Here is a 4,191-nt window from a genome sequence, read left to right as displayed (position 1 = left end):
CATGTCCAGGTGGTGCTGGTCCTCCCTTTGCGGGGGACTGTCCCTGTCAGCCTGGCGTGGTGTGACTGCTGGGATCCCCGCGACTGGTTGCGCGTTTGTGTGCGCTGGTGTGGGGTTCTCTCTTGTAACTAGTTTTTTACGGAGAGTTTGATCCTGGCTCAGGACGAACGCTGGCGGCGTGCTTAACACATGCAAGTCGAACGCTGAAGCCCGCAGCTTGCTGTGGGTGGATGAGTGGCGAACGGGTGAGTAACACGTGAGTAACCTGCCCTTCACTCTGGGATAAGCGCTGGAAACGGCGTCTAATACCGGATACGACCAGTCCTCGCATGGGGTGCTGGTGGAAAGCTCCGGCGGTGAAGGATGGACTCGCGGCCTATCAGCTTGTTGGTGGGGTAATGGCCTACCAAGGCGACGACGGGTAGCCGGCCTGAGAGGGCGACCGGCCACACTGGGACTGAGACACGGCCCAGACTCCTACGGGAGGCAGCAGTGGGGAATATTGCACAATGGGCGCAAGCCTGATGCAGCGACGCCGCGTGAGGGATGACGGCCTTCGGGTTGTAAACCTCTTTCAGTTGGGACGAAGCCAGCTTGCTGGTGACGGTACCTTCAGAAGAAGCACCGGCTAACTACGTGCCAGCAGCCGCGGTAATACGTAGGGTGCAAGCGTTGTCCGGAATTATTGGGCGTAAAGAGCTCGTAGGTGGTTTGTCGCGTCTGCTGTGAAAACCTCCCGCTCAACGGGGGGCCTGCAGTGGGTACGGGCAGACTAGAGTGCAGTAGAGGAGTCTGGAATTCCTGGTGTAGCGGTGGAATGCGCAGATATCAGGAGGAACACCGGTGGCGAAGGCGGGACTCTGGGCTGTTACTGACGCTGAGGAGCGAAAGCATGGGGAGCGAACAGGATTAGATACCCTGGTAGTCCATGCCGTAAACGTTGGGCACTAGGTGTGGGGTCCATTCCACGGATTCCGTGCCGTAGCTAACGCATTAAGTGCCCCGCCTGGGGAGTACGGCCGCAAGGCTAAAACTCAAAGGAATTGACGGGGGCCCGCACAAGCGGCGGAGCATGCGGATTAATTCGATGCAACGCGAAGAACCTTACCAAGGCTTGACATACACCGGTAACGGCCAGAGATGGTCGCCCCCTTGTGGTCGGTGTACAGGTGGTGCATGGTTGTCGTCAGCTCGTGTCGTGAGATGTTGGGTTAAGTCCCGCAACGAGCGCAACCCTCGTCCTATGTTGCCAGCACGTGATGGTGGGAACTCATGGGAGACTGCCGGGGTCAACTCGGAGGAAGGTGGGGATGACGTCAAATCATCATGCCCCTTATGTCTTGGGCTTCACGCATGCTACAATGGCCGGTACAAAGGGCTGCGATACCGCGAGGTGGAGCGAATCCCAGAAAGCCGGTCTCAGTTCGGATCGTAGTCTGCAACTCGACTACGTGAAGTCGGAGTCGCTAGTAATCGCAGATCAGCAATGCTGCGGTGAATACGTTCCCGGGCCTTGTACACACCGCCCGTCAAGTCACGAAAGTTGGTAACACCCGAAGCCGGTGGCCTAACCCCCTTGTGGGGAGGGAGCCGTCGAAGGTGGGACTGGCGATTGGGACTAAGTCGTAACAAGGTAGCCGTACCGGAAGGTGCGGCTGGATCACCTCCTTTCTAAGGAGCTTCAACCGTTTGAAGGGTTGCCTGGTCTGGTGCATCGAGTGTGTGCACGGTCAGGATGCTCATGGGTGGAACGTCACAAACACGCCGGTAAGGCCTTTTGGGTCCGTTTTGTGCGGATGCTTGGGGTGTGCTGGTGTCCTTGCTCGTGGTGTGGTGCGTGCGGCCGTTGGTGGTTGTGGGTGCTGCTTGTCTGCGGGTGGGTGTCTGGTCAGATGCGCTGTTGGGTCCTGGGAGAACAGGCCCCTGCTCTTCTCGTGTGGAGGGGTGGGTGTGTGTTTTTCTGGTGACGGGCTTCCGGCCTGCGTGTGTCCTGTTGGGGTGCGTGTGGGTGGTTGTTCTGGTTGTGGTGTGAGAACTGCATAGTGGACGCGAAACATCTTTACTCGCCCTGCGCGTGTGTGTGTGGGGTGGGTGCGATTGTGTTGTGTTGCTTGGTATGTCTTTTCACGTAATGGCGCCCTGAGGGGGAGCGTGTGCGTGGTGTGTGCTGGTCTTGTGGCTGGTGTGTGCTGGCGTGTGTGCTTTTTTGAGGGGTTTCGTGGAAGTCGTTAAGGGCGCACGGTGGATGCCTTGGCATCAGGAGCCGAAGAAGGACGTGGCAACCTGCGATAAGCCTCGGGGAGTTGGTAAGCGAGCGGTGATCCGAGGGTGTCCGAATGGGGAAACCCCGCGGCATGTCATGTGTCGTGACCCGTGCCTGAATATATAGGGCATGTGGGGGGAACGTGGGGAAGTGAAACATCTCAGTACCCACAGGAAGAGAAAACAATAGTGATTCCGGGAGTAGTGGCGAGCGAAACTGGAAGAGCCTAAACCTGCGGGCGTGTAAGACGGTAGTCGTTGCGCTGGTGGGGGTTGTGGGGTCTGCGCGTGGTGGTTCTACCGGGCCATCGGGCGTGCTGCTGGTATAGCCGAACACGTTGGGAAGCGTGACCGTAGTGGGTGAGAGTCCCGTAGGTGAAATGCTGGTGTGCGTGTCTAGTGCGGTGTCCCCGAGTATCACGGGACTCGTGGAATCTCGTGTGAATCTGCCAGGACCACCTGGTAAGGCTAAATACTTCCTGATGACCGATAGCGGATCAGTACCGTGAGGGAATGGTGAAAAGTACCCCGGGAGGGGAGTGAAATAGTACCTGAAACCGTGTGCCTACAATCCGTCAGAGCCTCCTTGTTGGGGTGATGGCGTGCCTTTTGAAGAATGAGCCTGCGAGTTAGCGGTACGTGGCGAGGTTAACCCGTGTGGGGTAGCCGTAGCGAAAGCGAGTCCGAATAGGGCGATTTTAGTCGCGTGTCCTAGACCCGAAGCGGAGTGATCTAGCCATGGGCAGGGTGAAGCGACGGTAAGACGTCGTGGAGGCCCGAACCCACCTAGGTTGAAAACTGGGGGGATGACCTGTGGTTAGGGGTGAAAGGCCAATCAAACTCTGTGATAGCTGGTTCTCCCCGAAATGCATTTAGGTGCAGCGTTGCGTGTTGCTTGCTGGAGGTAGAGCTACTGGATGGCCGATGGGCCCTACAAGGTTACTGACGTCAGCCAAACTCCGAATGCCGGTAAGTGTAAGCGTGGCAGTGAGACTGCGGGGGATAAGCTTCGTAGTCGAGAGGGAAACAGCCCAGACCATCAACTAAGGCCCCTAAGCGTGTGCTCAGTGGGAAAGCATGTGGAGTTGCTTAGACAACCAGGAGGTTGGCTTAGAAGCAGCCATCCTTGAAAGAGTGCGTAATAGCTCACTGGTCAAGTGATTCTGCGGCGATAATGTAGCGGGGCTTAAGTACACCGCCGAAGTTGTGGCATTGCCTCTTGTGATGAGCCTTCGTGGTTCAGTCGAGGTGATGGGTAGGGGAGCGTCGTGTGGGTGGTGAAGCTGCGGAGTGATCCAGTGGTGGAACCTACACGAGTGAGAATGCAGGCATGAGTAGCGAAAGACGGGTGAGAAACCCGTCCGCCGGATGACCAAGGGTTCCAGGGTCAAGCTAATCTGCCCTGGGTGAGTCGGGACCTAAGGCGAGGCCGACAGGCGTAGTCGATGGACAACGGGTTATTATTCCCGTACCGGCGAAGAACCGCCCATACCGAGGCCGGGGATACTAACCATCCGCTGCTGCACGTGTGCCTGTACGCGCTTCACTTGTGGAGTGTGTGCAGGTGGTGTAGTGGTGCGTGGGACCTGATCTGGTAGTAGGTAAGCGTATTAACAGGTGTGACGCAGGAAGGTAGCCGGGCCGTGCGATGGTTGTCGCGGTCTAAGGTGGTAGGCCGTCTCTTAGGCAAATCCGGGAGACATTGAGGCTGAGAGCTGATGGGACCCCACGTTTGGTGGGGGATCCGGTGATCCTATGCTGCCGAGAAAAGCATCGACGTGAGGTTCTAGCCGCCCGTACCCCAAACCAACTCAGGTGGTCAGGTAGAGAATACCAAGGCGATCGAGATAATCGTGGTGAAGGAACTCGGCAAAATGCCCCCGTAACTTAGGGAGAAGGGGGGCCCGGCTGGTGAACTGCCCTTTGCGG

Annotated in this window: 2 rRNA genes; both read left to right on the top strand. The window is 57.7% G+C overall.

The features are described from left to right. Positions 1-135: 135 nt before the first annotated feature. A 16S ribosomal RNA gene (locus IEW13_RS17155) occupies positions 136-1,671 on the top strand. Between the two features lie 547 nt (positions 1,672-2,218). Beyond that, positions 2,219-4,191 (top strand): 23S ribosomal RNA (locus tag IEW13_RS17150); the annotation flags it as partial.

It is taken from the genome of Sediminivirga luteola (assembly GCF_014639315.1).
Classification (GTDB): Bacteria; Actinomycetota; Actinomycetes; order Actinomycetales; family Brevibacteriaceae; genus Sediminivirga; species Sediminivirga luteola.
Note: the sequence above shows the minus strand (reverse complement) of the source record. Positions and strands in the feature narration are given on the sequence as shown.